At 68.0% G+C, this 16,545-nt stretch carries 15 protein-coding genes and 1 tRNA gene; 9 read left to right on the top strand and 7 right to left on the bottom strand.

Translation table 11 applies throughout. The features are described from left to right. Positions 1-37 precede the first annotated feature (37 nt). The 4 genes from A176_RS16630 to A176_RS16615 all read left to right on the top strand — a co-directional run bounded on the left by A176_RS16630 (position 38) and on the right by A176_RS16615 (position 2,538). A complete protein-coding gene (locus A176_RS16630; RefSeq protein WP_002640539.1) occupies positions 38-1,660 on the top strand; it encodes an Hsp70 family protein in 1,623 nt (540 codons plus the stop codon). An 8-nt stretch (positions 1,661-1,668) separates the two neighbouring features. Beyond that, entirely contained in the window at positions 1,669-2,094 is a 426-nt protein-coding gene (locus A176_RS16625) for an SCP2 sterol-binding domain-containing protein (RefSeq protein ID WP_002640540.1), read from the top strand. A 12-nt stretch (positions 2,095-2,106) separates the two neighbouring features. Continuing rightward, complete coding sequence (locus A176_RS16620) at positions 2,107-2,376, top strand: hypothetical protein (RefSeq protein ID WP_002640541.1); 270 nt, start codon at positions 2,107-2,109, stop codon at positions 2,374-2,376. A 90-nt stretch (positions 2,377-2,466) separates the two neighbouring features. Continuing rightward, a tRNA-Val gene (locus A176_RS16615) sits at positions 2,467-2,538 on the top strand. A 127-nt stretch (positions 2,539-2,665) separates the two neighbouring features. On the opposite strand, the gene A176_RS16610 is transcribed toward A176_RS16615, so the two are convergent. Continuing rightward, the gene (locus A176_RS16610; protein ID WP_002640542.1) at positions 2,666-3,619 is read right to left on the bottom strand and encodes a TerC family protein; all 954 of its coding nucleotides are present in this window, start codon (positions 3,617-3,619) and stop codon (positions 2,666-2,668) included. A 352-nt stretch (positions 3,620-3,971) separates the two neighbouring features. Between A176_RS16610 and A176_RS16605 the strand changes: the two genes are divergently transcribed. Both A176_RS16605 and A176_RS16600 read left to right on the top strand, forming a co-directional pair. Continuing rightward, entirely contained in the window at positions 3,972-5,060 is a 1,089-nt protein-coding gene (locus A176_RS16605; protein ID WP_002640543.1) for a hypothetical protein, read from the top strand. A 230-nt stretch (positions 5,061-5,290) separates the two neighbouring features. Next, positions 5,291-6,895: a Rieske 2Fe-2S domain-containing protein gene (locus A176_RS16600; RefSeq protein WP_002640544.1), complete on the top strand. Its 1,605-nt coding sequence runs from the start codon at positions 5,291-5,293 to the stop codon at positions 6,893-6,895. A gap of 218 nt (positions 6,896-7,113) precedes the next feature. On the opposite strand, the gene A176_RS16595 is transcribed toward A176_RS16600, so the two are convergent. The 4 genes from A176_RS16595 to A176_RS16580 all read right to left on the bottom strand — a co-directional run bounded on the left by A176_RS16595 (position 7,114) and on the right by A176_RS16580 (position 11,865). Further along, positions 7,114-7,680: a hypothetical protein gene (locus A176_RS16595; protein ID WP_002640546.1), complete on the bottom strand. Its 567-nt coding sequence runs from the start codon at positions 7,678-7,680 to the stop codon at positions 7,114-7,116. A gap of 644 nt (positions 7,681-8,324) precedes the next feature. After that, positions 8,325-9,464: a hypothetical protein gene (locus A176_RS16590; protein WP_002640547.1), complete on the bottom strand. Its 1,140-nt coding sequence runs from the start codon at positions 9,462-9,464 to the stop codon at positions 8,325-8,327. A 50-nt stretch (positions 9,465-9,514) separates the two neighbouring features. Continuing rightward, positions 9,515-10,615 (bottom strand): hypothetical protein, encoded by a 1,101-nt coding sequence (locus A176_RS16585; RefSeq protein ID WP_002640548.1) that lies wholly within the window; start codon positions 10,613-10,615, stop codon positions 9,515-9,517. Continuing rightward, a complete protein-coding gene (locus A176_RS16580) occupies positions 10,612-11,865 on the bottom strand; it encodes a glycosyltransferase family 2 protein (RefSeq protein WP_002640549.1) in 1,254 nt (417 codons plus the stop codon). The genes A176_RS16585 and A176_RS16580 overlap by 4 nt, the downstream gene beginning before the upstream one ends. A 204-nt stretch (positions 11,866-12,069) precedes the next feature. On the opposite strand from A176_RS16580, the gene A176_RS16575 reads away from it, so the two are divergent. Further along, on the top strand, positions 12,070-12,846 hold the full coding sequence (locus A176_RS16575) for a 4'-phosphopantetheinyl transferase family protein (protein ID WP_002640550.1): 777 nt from the start codon (positions 12,070-12,072) through the stop codon (positions 12,844-12,846). 9 nt (positions 12,847-12,855) lie between these two features. Here A176_RS16575 and A176_RS16570 read toward each other — a convergent pair whose 3' ends face one another. Further along, a complete protein-coding gene (locus A176_RS16570; RefSeq protein WP_002640551.1) occupies positions 12,856-13,641 on the bottom strand; it encodes a thioesterase II family protein in 786 nt (261 codons plus the stop codon). 128 nt (positions 13,642-13,769) lie between these two features. On the opposite strand from A176_RS16570, the gene cysC reads away from it, so the two are divergent. Then, a complete protein-coding gene (gene cysC, locus A176_RS16565; protein ID WP_002640552.1) occupies positions 13,770-14,327 on the top strand; it encodes an adenylyl-sulfate kinase in 558 nt (185 codons plus the stop codon). A 24-nt stretch (positions 14,328-14,351) separates the two neighbouring features. On the opposite strand, the gene A176_RS16560 is transcribed toward cysC, so the two are convergent. After that, positions 14,352-15,941 carry an MBL fold metallo-hydrolase gene (locus A176_RS16560; protein ID WP_002640553.1) on the bottom strand — a complete coding sequence of 530 codons (1,590 nt, stop codon included), beginning with the start codon at positions 15,939-15,941 and terminating at the stop codon, positions 14,352-14,354. Between the two features lie 181 nt (positions 15,942-16,122). On the opposite strand from A176_RS16560, the gene A176_RS38025 reads away from it, so the two are divergent. Next, the gene (locus A176_RS38025) at positions 16,123-16,416 is read left to right on the top strand and encodes a hypothetical protein (protein WP_226994347.1); all 294 of its coding nucleotides are present in this window, start codon (positions 16,123-16,125) and stop codon (positions 16,414-16,416) included. Positions 16,417-16,545: the final 129 nt, after the last annotated feature.

The following is a 16,545-nucleotide window of genomic DNA, read 5'->3' as shown; positions in this document are numbered from 1 at the left end:
CAGGGACGGCGTCTTCCGGCGCGCGCCCCCTCACTTCATGGCGGACAGACCTCGCATCATCGGGATTGACCTGGGCACCACCAACACGCTGGTGGCGTCCGTCCGCAACCGCATCCCGAAGATCGTCCCCACGGATCGCGGCAACCTCACGTTGCCCTCCGTCGTCGCGCTGTCGTCGCGTGGTGATCTGCTGGTGGGCGGGGTGGCCAAGGATCAGATGGTCACCAACCCCAAGAACACGCTCTGGGGGACCAAGCGGCTCATCGGCCGGAAGTACAACTCCAAGTCGGTGGACGACCTGAAGGGGTACTTCCCGTACGACATCGTCGAGGGCGCCAACGGCGACGCGGCGGTGATGATGGGCGGCAAGCTGTACTCGCTGCCCCAGGTCTCCAGCTTCGTGCTCGGCCAGGTGAAGACCATCGCGGAGCAGTTCCTCGGAGGGCCCATCGAAGGGGCCGTCATCTCCGTCCCGGCCTACTACAACGACAATCAGCGCAACGCGGTGAAGGAGGCTGGCCGGCTGGCGGGCTTCGACGTGAAGCGCATCGTCAACGAGCCCACCGCCGCCGCGCTGGCCTACGGCTTCAACCGGGGCCTGGATCAGAAGGTCCTCGTCTACGACCTGGGCGGCGGCACCTTCGACGTGTCCGTGCTGCACCTGGCCGGCAACGTCTTCGAGGTCCTGGCCACGGGCGGCGACGCCTTCCTGGGCGGCGCGGACTTCGACAACCGCATCATGGAGTACGTGCTGGAGCGCTTCCGCGAGGAGACCAAGGTCGACCTCGGCACGGAGAACCCCATCGCGCTCCAGCGCATCAAGAACGCGGCCGAGGCGGCGAAGATCGACCTCACGCTGATCCCCAACGTCGTCATCGACCTGCCCTTCATCGACGAGCGCAAGGGCAAGCCGTTGGATCTGCGCATCCCGCTGACGCGCGAGTTCCTCAACAGCCTCACCGGCGACCTGGTGGACCGCACCTTCGAGATCTGCGACCGCGTCCTCGAGGAGAAGGGCATCTCCCGCGCGGAGATCGACGAAATCATCCTGGTGGGCGGTCAGAGCCGCATGCCGCTGGTGCAGCAGAAGATTCAGGCGCACTTCGGCAAGGCGCCGCGCAAGGGCGTCCACCCGGACGAGTGCGTGGCCCTGGGCGCGGCGCTGCTGGGCGACTCGCTGGGCAGCATCGACGCGGTGACGCTGCTGGACGCGCTGTCCATGCCCATTGGCTACGCGATGCCCAACGGCCGCGTGAAGCGCATCATCGAGAAGAACTCGCTGATCCCCATGGTGAAGAGCTTCCGCCTGCCGCCTCCGAAGGAGCCGGGCTCGCCCTTCATCGAGCTGGACATCTACCAGGGGGACAGCGACCTGCTGGTGGACAACGAGTATCTGGGCACCGTGCGCGTGCCCTCGGCCGCGGCGGGCCGGAAGATCGACTTTCGCCTCACCGAGGAGTGTCTGCTCCAGGTGACGGTGGAGGAAGCGAGCGGGATGCGCAAGGTGGACCTCGCCACCCGCGACACGCCGGAGCAGCTCAAGCGGGCGCTCCAGGAAGTCGCGTCGCGCAATACACAGCAGGTGCCCAGCTCCAGCAGCAGCGGGAGCGACGACCGGGGGCTCTTCTCCAGCATCAAGAGCATCTTCCGGAGGGGCTAGGAGTCCAGATGGCGAAGTTCCCGTCGAAGGAGTGGTTGGATGAGGCCGTGCGCCTCACCAATGAGGATCCCGAATGCGCCATGGCCGGCAAGGGCTGGACCGGCGACTTCGGGGCGGTGGTGGAGGCCGAGCCCGGCAAGCTGGCGAAGACCTTCGTCGTCCACGTCGTCCCCGGCGACTGCCGCATCGAGAAGGCGCGCGTGCTGGCGGATCCAGACGACCTGGAGGAAATCGAGCCGGTGTATCTGGCTCGGGCGCCCTACAGCGTCTGGAAGCAGCTCCTCAAGGGGACGCTGGATCCGGTGGAGGCGGTGCTCAAGCGCCGCATCTCCATGAAGGGTGATCTGCAGCCGCTCATCGAGCGCATGAAATACAAGGGCATCGCCGATCGCGTCTTCGCGCAGTTGCAGACGCAGTACATCGACGAGCCCTGAGCGGGGGAGCACATGGGAATCGCGGACGACCTCAAGAAGCAGGCCCTCAACGTGTCCGGCAAGGCCATGGAGAAGCTCATGGCCGACGACCGCCGCGCGATGGCCATCGCCAACGCCATTGGCAAAGCCCAGCGTGGCAAGCAGGCGCTCGACCGCGGCCAGGAGGAGCTGTTGAAGGCGCTGAACTTCGCGCCCCGCAGCGAGTTCAAGGCCGTGGGCAAGCAGCTCTCCGGCCTGAAGCGCCGGCTGCGTGAGCTCGAAGAGAAGCTCGGCAGGCTGTAGTCGAAAATGCGTTGACACCTGAGCGGGCGAATGGCATCTACACCCGCGTTCGCCGCTGGCAACACCGGCGGCGGGCAGCAGACAGCAGAAGGGCGTATAGCTCAGCGGTAGAGCACTGCCTTCACACGGCAGGGGTCGCAGGTTCAAACCCTGCTGCGCCCACTCAAGAAAGGCCGTGAGTCCGAATCAGGACTCACGGCCTTTCTGCTTTGCGGGCCACGATTCCGGCACCCACGCGAAAGCAAGAAGCCCACCCCGCGGACGTCACGGAGTGGGCCGGGACGCGGCCTCAGGCCTTGGGCACTTCGACGGTGGGCGTCTGCCGCGCCTTGATGAGCGAGGCGACGATGCTCGCGCCCAGCAGGCCGGCGATGACGCCCAGGGACACCGCGGGCGGCACCTTCACGAAGTCGATGATCGCCATCTTGGTGCCGACGAAGACGAGCACCGCGGAGAGGCCGACCTTCAGGTAGCTGAACTTCTCCACCGCGCCGGCCAGCATGAAGAACATGGAGCGCAGGCCGAGGATGGCGAAGATGTTGGACGTGAAGACGATGAAGGGGTCCGTCGTCACGGCGAAGATGGCGGGGATGGAGTCGAGCGCGAAGAGGATGTCCGACGCCTCCACCAGCAGCAGCGCCATCAGCAGCGGCGTGGCCAGCTTGCGGCCGTTCTCCACGGTGAAGAAGTGGTGCCCGTCGAAGTTGGGCGTGGAGGGGATGGTCCTCCGGGCCAGCCGCATCAGCGCGCCGTCCTCCGGGTTGTCCTCCTTGTTGCGCTGGAGGAACAGCTTCACGCCCGTGAGGATGAGGAAGCCGCCGAAGACGTAGATGAGCCAGTGGAAGCGGGCCAGCATCGCCACGCCCGCGAAGATCATGATGGCTCGCAGCACCAGCGCGCTGAGGATGCCCCAGAAGAGCACCCGGTGCTGGTACAGCGACGGGATTCGCAGCGCCGAGAAGATGACGACGAAGACGAAGATGTTGTCGACGGAGAGCGACTTCTCGATGAGGTAGCCGGTGATGAACTGGAGGCCCGGCTCAGGCCCGAACTTCCACCAGACACCCACGCCGAAGACGAGCGCCAGGCTGACCCAGATGGCGCTCCAGCCCAGCGCCTCCTTGAACTTCACCACGTGAGCCTTGCGGTGAAAGACGCCGAGGTCGAGCGCCAGCATCGCGACAACGAAGGCGACGAAGCCGGCCCACAGGCCCGGGCTCCCGACGCTTGGGAAGGTTTCCATATAGGAGCGTCAGATAGGAGTCACCCGAGGCTTCTACAAATAGGAATTCCAGGAGGAGTCCATCGGGAAAACCGAAGGACCCTGGCAAATTGCGGCGCGCCCGTCCCGAGGCCTGGAGGGCATACGGACAGTCAAAAACCTCCCGATGGTTCGGGATGGGGTCTGGAAGGCGATGGGTTTGGAATCGTCCCGGTTGGAAAAATCAAACACGGGGCTATGAGACCAGCCAGGCGTCACCGTCCCTGAGGATTGTCCCCCCCCCTCCCGACGGGCCCGACGCGACGACCCCACTCCCGGCGATGGGCGCCGGGGGCTTCGTCACGCTCATGCCTCAAGCAGTAAGGACGCTATTTTGACTCGGAACCGTTTTCTGTCCTCGACGTGCGGCGCGCTCTTCGCTCTGGCTGCCATCACTGGCTGCGGAAGTAACGTTGGCAACGAGGACCCCAATGAGCCAGGGCGGACCGAGCCCCCTGGTCAGACCCCTCAGCGGCCTGCTCCCTCTCCGTCCGAGCAGACGCCTGGAGGGCAGACCCCTGGCACGCCGGCGCCCGGGACCTCTGATGAAGACTCGCCGGACGAGCCGGTCGCCACCACGCCCCCGGAGGAGCCCTCGACGAATCCGGAGCAGCCGACCGACGAGTCCGAGGAGCCTTCCCAGTCCGGTGAGGACCGGTTCGGCGTGACGATGCTCCACCCGACCCTTCAGGGCGGTGAGGAGTGGTTCCTCGCGGAGAACGCGACGTCGGACAAGCGGTTCGACCCCCAGAACGACATCACCCGCAACTCGGACGGCTCCTGGAACCTCAAGAGCAACAAGGTCCGCATGGCCGTCTTCACGTCCACGGGCTACAAGCCGAACGAGATCGCCACGTACGACCGTGAAGTGCTCGCCAGCCGCGGCTACATGCAGTCGCCGAACGACTGGAAGAACATCGAGATGACGGGCTTCGTGAAGCTCAACGCGGCGTCCGACATGTCGGACAACTTCGACCTGTACGCGCGTGGCGGCAAGCACAACGACAAGTACGAGGGCTGCGAGGGCAGCAGCTACAAGGCCGCGCTGCACTTCGACGGCCGGGTCCGCTACCAGAAGGAGACGTGGCACGTCTCCTACGACGCGGCGCCGTACAAGGAGGCCACCACGCCGCTGACGGGCCGGTGGGTGGGCTTCAAGGCCGTGATGCGCAACACGCAGGTCAACGGCAAGGAAGCCGTGCACCTGGAGCTGTACCTCAACGACAACGCGGACAAGGTCTCCTGGCAGAAGGTCTACGACTTCGTGGACGCGGGTGACTGGGGCGGGGACGCCGAGCACTGCGGCGGCTCCGTGGGCGCCATGCCCATCACCTGGGGCGGTCCCATCGCCACGTTCCGCTGGGACAGCACCGAGGACGTGGACTTCAAGTGGCTGTCCGTTCGTGAAATCCAGCCGGAGTGAGCCGGTGACGTAGCACCTGTCTGTTGGCGCGAGGGCGCGGAGGACCTGCAAGGGACCTTCGCGCCCTTCGTGCGTCCATGGACGGCGGCATCCATCTCCCGGGCGGGTGGCCCGTGGGACTGCGGGCGCCCCACCTTGCGGGCGCCGACGCGCCAGCCAGCCGCCGGCGGCCCTGTGTCCGGGCTCGGCGCTCAGGCCGGCCCGCTGGCTGTCAGAGAGGAAGACGTCCCATGCTGATTACGTTTCTGGGCCACGCCGGGTTCATCGTCGAAACGGCGGGGGCGCTCGTCGTCATGGACCCATGGCTGTCGTCCCGAGGGGCCTTCGACTCGGCCTGGATGCAGTTGCCGTGCAACCACCACCTGGCACCGCTCGTCCGGGAGAAGCTGGAGACGCCGGGCAAGGAGCGCTTCCTCTACGTCAGCCACGAGCACAAGGACCACTTCGACCCGGAGTTCCTGGCCACGGTGCGGCAGCGCGACTTCACGGTGCTGGTGCCTCGCTTCCACCGCTCCGAGCTGCAGGACGTGTTCGCCAGGTATGGCTGCAAGCGGGTCATCGCTTGCGAGGATGGCCACGAGGTGCCCATCAAGGACGGCTACATCAAGCTGTTCGTGTCCGAGCAGGGGACCAACCGCGACTCGGCGGTGATGGTGCGCGGGGATGGCCAGTGCTTCCTCAACATCAACGACTGCAAGCTGCACGACCGGATGGCGCGCATCGTCGCGGAGGAGGGGCCCATCGACGTGTTCTCGGCGCAGTTCTCCGGGGCCATCTGGCACCCCACCTGCTACGAGTACGCGCCGGACACGTATGCCTCCATCTCGCTGAAGAAGCGGGAGAGCAAGTTCGAGGCGGTGGCGCGCACGCTCGAGGTCATCCAGCCCCGGGCCTACATCGCCGCGGCCGGCCCGGCGGCGTTCCTGGACCCGGCGCAGTTCCACCTCAACTTCGAGAAGGTGAACATCTTCCCGAACGCGACGCAGCTCTTCGCGTTCCTCCAGCAGCGGTTGCCGTTGGGGACCACGCGTTACCTGGAGCCCATGCCGGGAGACGTGCTGGACGCGAAGTCGCTGGAGTTCACGTCCACGTCGCCCGAGCGGGTGACGCCGGAGAACTTCAAGGCGTACCTGCAGGACTACGCGAAGCGGCAGGAGTCGGTGTTCCGCGAGCGGCGCCGCAACCTGCTCGTCGCGGAGGTGGCGGAGATTCACGACCGGCTGCGCACGGAGCTTCAGCGCAAGCTGGACCTGTTGGACCTGCACGAGCGTGTGGGGATGCCGCTGTACGTCGAGCTGACCGAGGCGCCGGGACAGTTGCTGCGCGTGGACTTCAAGGCGCGGCGTGTGCACGTGGTGGCGGAGATTCAGGAAGAGGTCCGCTACACGTTGAAGACGAGCGCCGCCGACGTGGGCCGCGTGTTGGACCGGAAGCTCACGTGGGAGGACTTCCTGCTGTCCTTCCGCCTGAGGCTGAGCCGCAACCCGGACGTGTATGAGCCGGTGCTGCACGGCTTCCTGGGTGTGGAGATCGAGGACATGCGCGAGTTCTGCGAGGGCATCCGCTCCACGGAGTCCCAGCGCGAGCGCACGGTGGTGGAGGCGGGCGGCAAGCGGTACTCCATCCAGCGCTTCTGCCCGCACCAGGGCGCCGACCTGTCCGAAGGGTGGGTGGAGGAGGGCCGCTTCCTGGTGTGCCCGCGCCACCGTTGGCAGTTCGACCTGGAGGCGGGCGGCGTCTGCGCGCAGAACGGGTCCTCGCTGTGCGCGGAGGTGCTCCCCGAGCGCGAGGAGAAGCCCCAGGCGCCCGCGGTGGATCCTCAGCCGCAGGTGTGAGGTGAGGGCGTTCGCCCACGAAGTCGCGGAGGTGCCGCGGCTTCGTGGGTGCAGTGGCGTCGTGGCTGGCGCGAGCGTGGCGCACGCCTCAGCCGCCCTGGCGTGTCTGCTGGCGCCAGAGGCTGACGTCGCGCTCCAGCGCGCGGTGACGTGGCGGGCCCGGCGGCGATTGGCTGCCTGCGCGAGCTGAGCTCCGTGACGTTGCTACCCGCGCTGCTTCAGCGAAGCGGCGCGGCGAGCTGGAGCGCCAGGCGGACGTTGTCCGAGCGAATCCCCACCGGAGCGCCCGGAACGAGCGCCTCTTCGGGCACCGTGCCGCTCCAGGCGAGCGTGTCGTTCACCCAGACGCGCAGCGTCGGTCCGTCGAATCTGACGCGCAGGGTGTGCGGCACACCGAGCTCGAGTGGCCCCGGCAGCGCGTGCTGAGCGGGCCGCACGATGGTGTACCCACGGTTGCCACATTCGCGGCTGCTGTGCTGTCCCGGGTTGCGCTTGAAGTTCACGACGAGCCCCGGCTTCGGCGCCAGTCGCCACATCGCGTACAGCACGTTGCACGCATCCACGGCGAACAGCTTGAGGCCCACCTGTTGTCGCTGTTCCCCCGAAGCCAGGGCCACCTGGTTCGTCGTGGGGCCCAGCAGGGTGAAGCGCAGCTCCACGGTGCTCGTCGAGCTGCCTTGGACGACCGCGCGCATCCGAGGGCCATCGACGAGGAACTGCTCGCCAGGGCCTGGCTCCAGGCTGCCCTCGGTGACCTTCAGGCGGGAGATCGGAATGGGAATCATCGTGGCCTTGCCTTTCTTCTTCGCCTGCTGCTGTCGCGCCGGCAGACCGGGCGTGCTTGGGGCAGGGGGGCGCTGCGGTTCATCCGTTCGCGCGGGGGCTGCCGCCAGCGGATCTGCCTGGGCAGGGGGCTGCCCCGGTTCATCTGCTCGCGCGGGGGCTGCCGCCAGCGGAGCTGCCTGGGCAGGAGGCCGCCCCGGTTCATCTGTTCGCGCGGGGGCTGCCGTCAGCGGAGCTGCCTGGGCAGGAGGCCGCCCCGGTTCATCTGCTCGCGCGGGTGCTGCCGCCAGCGGGGCTGTCTGGGCAGGAGGCCGCCCCGGTTCATCTATTCGCGAGGGGGCTGCCGCCAGCGGGGCTGTCTGGGCAGGGGGCCGCTCCGGTTCATCTGTTCGCGAGGGGGCTGCCGTCAGCGGGGCTGCCTGGGCAGGAGTTGTCATCGGAAGCGAGGGCACACGACCGGCGCGCGAGTCCTCAGCATCAGCGCTCTGCGTGCTCAGCGCGGCCAGGACCGCGCACACGATGCGCGCGCGCCGCGAGTCGCCCATGCACTTCACCGCGCGCGCTCGCCCCGGAAGGTCCGTGGCGAGGCCACCCGTGGTGGCGGGTCGGCCCGCCGCCCCCGCGTGCGCACCGGCGTCAAACGGCCTCACTGTGCCCGCGCGCCCAGGAACGTCTGCAGCGACTCCACATGCGCGCGCAGATAGGCCTGCTCCGCCCGCAGCCGCGTCAGCTCGAGCATGACGTACCCCCGGAAGCGGCGAATCTCCCGCGTCTGGAGCGCCTCCATCGATTGGAGCTGCGCCTCCAGGTCCGACACCAGGGTGCTCACCTCGCGCAGCCGTCCCTCCTCGGTGCGCTGCACGACGCGCAGTTCCGCGATCAGCTCGTTGACGCGCTGGGGCACCCCCGACACGTCGTCGATGGTCGCCTTGCGCCGCCCCTCCCGCGCCCGGGCATTCGCGGAGCCCTGCCACAGGTGGCCCAGGTTGTAGCTCAGCGTGAGCTGCCCGAAGAGCGGCACATCCTGGTCGACATCGATGAGCCGGTCGTAACCGCCGCGCAGGCTCAGCCGCCACGCGCGGGAGCGGCGCAGCGAACCGTTGTACTCCTCGAACTGGTCATCCGCGGCGCGCAGCTCGTTCAGCACGCCTTCCAGCCGCTCGCCGGCCTTGAACCGGGGCCGCGCCGCCAGGCGCTCGCGAGCGACCTGCGTCGTCGTGGCGAGCTGCCGCAGCCCATCCAGCCGCACCTGCACCGCGTTCATCTCCTCCAGCGTCACCTGGCCCAGCTTCAGGTCATCGCGCAGGGCCTTGAGCATCGCCTCGGCGTGGGGCAGGGCGTCGTCGAGCACCCGCGCGCGGGCCTCCAACGCGGTCTCCTCGCCCAGGCCGTTGCCCTGCCGGATGGCGGACTCCAGCACGATGAGGGCGCGTTGCCGGCGGCAGTCGGCCTCCGCGCGCCGGCGGATGGCGCGGCCGCGATACAGTCCCACGACGTCGTAGTTGACGCCCGCCGTCACCCGAGGCGTCGGCTCCCCCAACGGCGTGGTCCCGGCGCCCGCCGTGGCCTCACCGGCGTTGACCACGCCGAAGGCGGCGAACAGCTCGGGGGCCACTTCGAGCGCGGCCTCCGCGCTGCCCACGCCGCGCACGAAGTCGCAGTAGCCGGCGGCCCGGTCCTCTTCAGAGGACGCCGTGATTTCTCCCGCGGGAGAAGGGCCGGGCTGGGCCAGCGCAATCTGCGCGGCGAGCGACAGGAGCGCGCCGCATGTGACGGTCTTCCGCATAGTCGAGTGTCTCCGGCCCCAAGGCCGTCTCCAGTCAAGGGTGGGTCGGCTCACAGCAGCAGCGGCGGGCGGCCCAGGTGCAGCAGGTCTTCCCGGGCGGAAGGTCCATCCGTGAGTTGGATCTCCACCATCACGCCGCGAAGCATGTATTGGCGGATGGGGTGTTTGATGGACACCTCGCCTTCGAGGATGCGCCCGATGACGCCGACCTCGTGGCACCAGACGACCTTGGCCGCGCAGGCGTACAGCGGCGTGCCTTGCTCCGCGTTCGGGATGTTCTCGTAGGGCACGAAGGCGACCGTGAGGTCCTTCTCGATGGCCTTGAGGTACGGCGACGCCCGCAGGGACGCAATCAACGTGTCGTAGCGCAGCGCAACCTCATCCAGGGCGGCCAGGTCCGTCTGGAGACTGGTGAGCGTCGCCTCCGCGCGGGCCTGCTCCAGGACGGAGTGCGTGTACTCGCGCTCCAGCAGCAGCACGTCGGACGTCATGCCCTGGGGCGTCTCGCTCTTGCCCATGCCGGACTGCACCGCGGAGAGGCCGGCGATCTCCCGGTGGAGCGAATCCAGCCGCGTCTCCAGATCCACCGAGGACTGCGCCAGCGACAGGTTGCTCTGTGCGAGCTGCGCCAGGTGGTGGTTGATGGTGAGCTTCTCCTCCTGCTCCAGCAGCCGGGCGTCATACAGGGCGTCGGTCCGCGTGCGGGCCAGGCCCGCGTAAGCGCGGTTCGACTGCATGATTTCCGCGCGGGCGCTGCTGTACTCGCGGCGCAGGAGCGACAGCCGCTGCGCCACCCGGTCGCGGGCGTCGCGTTCACCGCGCAGGGCCACCAGGAAGCGCTGCTGGAAGGCGCGCTCCGCGGAGATGGTGCGCTCCGCGTCGGAGATGCGGTTCTCCACCGAGCGCCGGTCCGACAGCACGTGGTCCCTCGCGGACGTCTGCGCGGCGACCTGGGTGTTGAGGGTGAGGATCTGCTCATCCGTGGGCGAGATGACCGTGGGTGACACCCAGCCCCGGCTGACCAGGAAGAAGCCCTGGACGGAGAGGAAGGACACCAGGCCCAGCATGATGAGCGTGAGCAGCAGCGAACCGACGAACTTGTAGGCCGAGACAGCGATGCTGTTGACCCGATTGGCGACGCGTTGGTTCATGGCGTAGAGCCCTCACCAGCATGGGTGGGAGGAAAGCGGCCCCCGGAGTCCACGGGGGACGGTGCGGGAGCGGCGTTGGCGCTGCCTCGCGTCTCCCAGCTCCCCGAGTCCAGGGTCAGCAGTGCGAGCGGTGTGAAGAGCGCGTACGTCACGGGCATCAGCAGGGCCATGGGCAGGAAGCTGGCGCCGTGAACGCGCCGCTCCACCGGAAGGTGCCGCGTCTCGATTCGGTAGATGACGCCCAGCAATCCGATGACGAGGAAGTGGAAGGCGAGGATGTCCCAGAACTCTCCGGTGAGGACGTTGTGCACGATGACCAGCGGGTACGAGAGCAGCAGCGCGAGCTGTGACACGTAATGGACCGTCACCACCGGGTGCAGCCGCCACGCGTGGGACAGTCCGCCGAGCAGGTCCACCAGGTTGGAGCGGCGCCAGCGAAGCTGCTGGGAGAAGTATCCGGCCAGCGTCGACGGCGCCGCGGTGAAGCAGTAGGCATCCAGCGTGTAGACCGTCTCGTAGTCGTGCTTGACGATCTGCCGCGTGAGGAACCGGTCCTCACCGTATTTGATGGGAATGCCCGCGATGGCGCGCGCCTCGAGGATGGGCTCCAGCTCCAGCAGCACGTGGCGGCGGTACGCGGTGAGGCAACCGGACAGGCACATCACCTGACGGAAGCTGCGCTCCAGGTCCTTGAGCCACTCCTGGGCGAAGTGGAACTTGATTTCAATCATCCGCGTCATCCAGTTCTGATGACGGTTCGTCACATACGTGCGCCCGCCCACCGCGGCGATGCGGGGGCTGACGAAGCGGCGCACCAACTGGCGCACGGCGGCCTTGTCCACGATGACGTCCGAGTCCACCGAGACGATGATTTCCGCATCGGTGGCGGCCTTCACCGCGCGGTTGATGCCCTTGCGCTTGCCCATGTTTTCCGGGTTGCGCATGACGATGACGTTGGGGTTGCCCTCCGCCGCCTTCAGGGCCCAGGCGTAGCTGTCATCCTTCGAGCAGTCATCCACGACGACGATCTGCAACAGATGGCTGGGGTAGTCCTGCTCCAGCAGGCTGCGCACGCCGTGGTAGATGCCCTCGCCTTCGTTGAAGAGCGGGATGACGATGGCGACACGCGGCAGATACGTGTCGTCCACGCGGTCGAATTGCCGCCCCTTCAGGCGCCGTAGCAGCGGCCCGAGGACATAGCGGTTCATCAGAACCACCATGAAGAGTAACTGAATTGGAAAGAGCTCCATCCGTCCCTGTCCCCCATCACGCCACCAGCGGCTCTTCTCGCGGCCCCCCCTGCCTCCGCGCCCCACTCCTGAGCGACGAGAAGGTGGGAGGGGGCGAGGGTGTGTGCCAACTGCCTCGGGGGTCAGCTTCACTGGCCATCAGTGGCCATGACTCCGACATCGAATCCCGCGAGGGCAGGCGGGCAGCGGTGATAAAAAGCGGCCATGTCCACCGCCTTCGAGCCCCTGGCGCTGCGCCCGGACGAGGTCCATGTCTGGATTGTCGAACCCGAGCGCATCAATGACCGGCGGCTCCTGGACGCCTACTGGGCGCTGCTGGATGCGAAGGAGCGTGACAAGCAGCAGCGCTTCCGTTTCGAGCGCCATCAACGCCAGTACCTGGTGAGCCACGCGCTGGTGCGGCTGTCCCTGTCACGCTACGCGCCGGTGGCGCCGGAGGCCTGGGCCTTCGACACCAACGAGTACGGGCGGCCCGTGGTGCGGGGGGAGTGGGGGCCACGGCTGCGCTTCAACCTGTCCCATACGGACGGGATGGCGCTGGTGGCGGTGGGTTGGGACTCGGAGCTGGGCGCGGATGTGGAGGACGCGCAGCGGAGCGGCGAGACGGTGGAGATCGCCGACCACTACTTCGCCGCGTCGGAAGTGGCGGCGCTCAAGGCGCTGCCCCCGGAGCGGCACCGCGAGCGGTTCTTCGAGTACTGGACCCTGAAGGAGTCCTACATCAAGGCGCGGGGCGCGGGACTGTCCCTGCCGCTGGACCAGTTCGCCTTCCACCTGGAGCCGGACCAGGCGCCGCGCATCTCGTTCGATCCGCGCATGCGAGACATCCCCGAGGCCTGGCAGTTCGTGCAGTTGCGCCCCTCCGAGCGGCACCAGGCGGCGGTGGCGGTGAACCGTCCCCGGGGCACACCGCTGACCGTGCGCTGGCAGTTCACCGTGCCACTGGCCGGAGACACGCCGCCCAGGTTCCAGGCGGCGTAGCGGGGTGGCTCAGGCCGCGGTGCCCGTCCACCGCGCCAGGTCCTCGCGGACGTTCGCGAGGATGGCGTCCCGCTGCGACTTGATGAAGAAGTGGCCGCCGGGGAAGAGCCGGACGCGGACGTCCTCGCTCGTCGTCTCGTCGCGCCACCGCTCCAGGTTCTCCGTGGGGACGTGTTTGTCCTCGGGCGAGCCGATGACGGAGAGGGGCACCGACAACTTCGCCGGCTGCGCGCCGTTCTCCGTGAAGGCGATGGCGAAGTCGGCGCGGAGCATGGGGAGCACCAGCTCCAGCAGCTCGCGGTGCTTGAAAATCTCCTCGGGCGTCCCGTCGTAGCGGCGCAGGGCCTCGATGAACTGGGGCTCGGGCAGCAGGTGGATGGGCTCGCGGGTGTTGATGACCGGCGGTCCCGCTGCCCCCAGGAACAGGCCCAGCGGACGGGGGCCGTTGCGTGCCTGGAGACGACGCGCGAGCTCCAACGAGATGCGCGCGCCCATGCTGTAGCCGAAGAAGGCGAAGGGCCGGTCCAGCAGCGGCGCCAGCGCGGGCAGCAGCGCGTCCAGGAGGGCGGGCAGGTTGTCGATGGGCTTCTCGGACAGCCGGCGCTCACGGCCGGGGAGCTGCACGGGGCACAGCTCCACGCCCGCGGGCAGGCCCTGGGCCCAGGTGTTGTAGATGGCGACGCTGCCGCCGGCGAAGGGGAAGCAGAACAGCCGAACGCGCGGGTCCGTCAGCGGCTTCCGGGTGGGGAACCAACGGTCGGGGGCTTGAGGGCTCGAGTGGGACGCGCTGTGCATGACGAGACACCTCTGTCGCACGGGCATGGAAAACGGGTCAAGCCCCCGAGCCCAGACGCCGTGTTAGCGTCCCCGCGTGTCAGACGCGCGTGGCAACGGGGTTCCCATGCCGTGCCAAGGGAGTCTCGATGGCGCACCCGGTGGGCTTCATTCTCTGGCTGACGGGCTTGTCCGGCGCGGGCAAGAGCACGCTGTCACGCGCCCTGCGGGAGCACCTGGCGCCCTCGCGGCCCGTGGAGGTGCTGGACGGCGACGAGGTCCGCACCTGGCTGTCGCGCGGCCTGGGCTTCTCGCGCGAGGACCGTGAGGAGAACGTGCGTCGCATCGGGCATGTGGCCCGGCTGCTGGCGAAGCACGGCGTGGGCGTCATCGCGGCGGCCATCTCGCCGTATGCCAGCGCCCGCGAGGAGGTCCGCAGGCTCGCGGCGGAGGCCGGGATCCCCTTCGTGGAGGTCTTCGTCCAGGCGCCGCTGGAGGTGCTCATCGCCCGGGACGTGAAGGGGCTCTACAAGAAGGCCCTGGCGGGCGAACTGACGCACTTCACCGGGGTGTCGGACCCCTACGAGGCGCCCGAGACACCCGCCGTCACGGTGCGCTCGGACGTGGACTCCGTGGAGGCCGGGCTGCGGCGGGTGCTGGAGACGCTGCGCCAGCGCGGCCTGCTGGGGCCGTCCGCGGCGGCGTGAGGCCACCGCGGACGCCCTGGTGCGCTAGGTGAAGATGCGCTCCATCTTCACGTAGGGGCGCTCGGCCTGGATGCCCTGGGCGCGGCAGTGCTCCAGGAACTTGTTCGACTCGACGATTTGCGGCGCCTTGTCGTCATAGACGAGGACCATCACGTGGCGCAGCCAGGGCTCCTGGCCCATGGCGTAGACGTAGACTTCCTTGGGCGCCAGGTAGTTGGTGATTTCAATGGCGCGGGCGCTGTCCGAGCCGTTGAGCCGGCGGGCCTGGTCCATCTTCCGGGGCAGGGGATTGCACAGCAGCGGGCCGTACATCCAGCTCATCGGGCCGCCCTCGCACTCCATGCCGATGAAGAGCACGTCGATGCTGCCGATGATGTCGCGCAGGTGCTGATACATGCGCGGCTCGATGGCGTTCGAGTCCGCCGCCATCAGGATGGACTTGCCGCCCAGCCGCACCAGGTGCGCCGTTTTCGCCTGGATGGCCAGGTCGCTGTGCTCACCGAGGAAGGGCAGGCCGGTGATGGAGCCGCCCGGGACTTCAATCTCCTGGAGGTCGTCGATCTCCACCACGTTCTTGAAGCCGTTGTGGTGGAGCATCAGCCGCAGCGACGGGTCCGCCAGCGAGTTGCCGTTGTTGCGCGGGACGATGATGCAGCCCACCCGGTGCCGGAGCTGGATGAGCGTCTCCATCATCAGGTGGTCGGCGTGGCCGTGGGTGATGACCACGTAGTCGATGCGCTCGGGCAGGTCGGAGTGCGTGTAGCGGGGGATGTCGGTGGGGAACTCGTAGCTGATGACGGGGTCGGTCAGGATGCTGACGTCCTTCGTCTCCATCAGCACGCAGGCGTGGCCGAAGTAGCGCACGCGCACGCCCTCACCGGTGTAGCGCTCGGCGCGGCGGGGCTCCGTTTCGGTGAACAGCGCGGCGAAGGCCTCGGCGGCGGAGGCGGGCACGCCGAGCATCTCCGCGACCTGCCCAGGCGAGCCGGGCGTGTGACGCATGCGGAAGAGCGCGTCCAGACCTTCGTGCTTGTAGGGGACCTTGAGCCACAGCGGCGTGTCCTCCTCCAGGCGGGGCGTGCTGAAGATGTAGGGGCGCCAGTCGCCGTCCACCTGCATCAGCGTCACGCTCTGGGACGACTCCTTGTTGAAGGGGCTGCGGTACAGGAGCGGCTCGATGAAGCGCGCGCTGGCGCGGTTGCTCAAGTCATACGTCAGCTCGACGTAGCCGCGGAGCAGGTCCGGCACCTTGGCGTAGAGGCTCTCCAGGGAGCCGCCGTTGTTGGGGGCCATGAGCTGTTCCAGCTCGGCCACCGCCTTGGTGTACGCGAGCATGTTGGCCTGCTCCTTCTGCGTCCGCTCCAGGAGCTCCTTCACGCGAGGCGCCTTCGCCGCCGGATGGTTGATGAACGGGCCGCCCATCAGCATCGGGTTCTTGAGGGCCGCCACGTGCACGTCCGGGTTCGCCACGAAGGACTGCATCAGCTTCTGGTGCAGGTTCGTCACGAAGAGGGGGGCCGTCGCCGGGGACAGCAGGTACCACCACGCGTACCACTGGTTGTACAGGGGCTCGATGGCGACGTTCGGCTTGAGGTACATCGGGCGGTCCAGCATGGCGGTCTCCTCCGAGCGAGGTCCGGGAAACGTCGGGAAGTTGGCAAAGTCGGGCCCCGTAGATACACGGATTCGAGCGGCGATGCACGGCTTGGACGCAGCGCATCTTTTGCGCCACGCCCGCCGTGCGAGCATCCGGGCGCAACCCTTTCACCGAGCAACTCGAGCAAGGAGCGTCCCGATGAAGGCAGCTTGGAGTGCTGTGTTGGCCCTGGCCGTGGGTCTCGCCGTGGGTTGTGGAGCGGGTGTCGTCGAGTCCGACGGCGCGGATGAGTCACTCACCACGTCGGAAGCGGCCCTGGCCGTCTGTGGCGACGGCATCTGTGAGCTGGGCGAGCGGAGGACGTGTCCCTCTGACTGTCCGCAGGGTGAGTTCTGCGGGAACGGAGCGTGTTGCCCCGGAGAGACAGCGCGTTCGTGTCCCCAGGACTGCACCCAGGGGGACCCGGGGCAGTTCTGCTACCGCTCTCACTGAGTAGGCCCGCGGACGCGCAAGCGATGGAGTTCTCATCGCTCGCGCGCCGTACCGCCGCATCACGTAGGCGGCGGTGTGGCTACATCGCGAGGCAGCCGTAGACCGAAAGACAATCCATTCACCGGGGGC

Source organism: Myxococcus hansupus, assembly GCF_000280925.3.
In the GTDB taxonomy this organism is placed as follows: Bacteria; Myxococcota; Myxococcia; order Myxococcales; family Myxococcaceae; genus Myxococcus; species Myxococcus hansupus.
Note: the sequence above shows the minus strand (reverse complement) of the source record. Positions and strands in the feature narration are given on the sequence as shown.